Source organism: Bradyrhizobium sp. Kon10 (genome assembly GCF_055807395.1).
This window is the reverse complement of the sequence record NZ_JBVVOZ010000127.1, coordinates 1-479: the sequence shown is the minus strand read 5'-3', so window position 1 is coordinate 479 and position 479 is coordinate 1. Positions and strand designations below refer to the sequence as shown.

At 62.0% G+C, this 479-nt stretch carries 1 protein-coding gene; it reads right to left on the bottom strand.

Translation table 11 applies throughout. The features are described from left to right. Positions 1–260: 260 nt before the first annotated feature. A partial coding sequence (locus tag AC0L2O_RS36365; protein WP_473373145.1) for an ATP-binding protein occupies positions 261–479 on the bottom strand: 219 nt, incomplete at its 5' end.

The following is a 479-nucleotide window of genomic DNA, read 5'->3' as shown; positions in this document are numbered from 1 at the left end:
TGCGGATTCCGACGAAGTCGCCCAGGCGTACCGATATGAAGTCGCCCGTGGATTCCGAGACGATGTCGCCCACCTTTCCGATTTGATCTCGCCCAGCGGCGAGGCGTTCTGGCCGGCTGGTTCTCTGGCATCGGTCAAGGCGCGCGGTCAATCTGGAATCGCGACTTCAACCTATTTTTCTTCTTCTGCCGTTGCTGTGGGCATGTGGGCAACGCGATTGCGTTGTCCAAGCGCAGCGGCATGTCCACAGCGCCACGGGCTCAGGTCTTTCGGTCGGATTGCCGGGTTCGGCGCAGGCTCTCACCGGTGAGGTCGAGCCGATGGGCATTGTGGACGAGGCGATCGAGCACGGCGTCGGCATAGGTGGGATCTCCAATGAGCAGATGCCACTGGTCCACGGGGAGCTGGCTGGTGACGATGGTGGAGCGATGACCGTAGCGATCTTCGAGGATTTCCAGGAGGTCGTGACGGGCACCGGC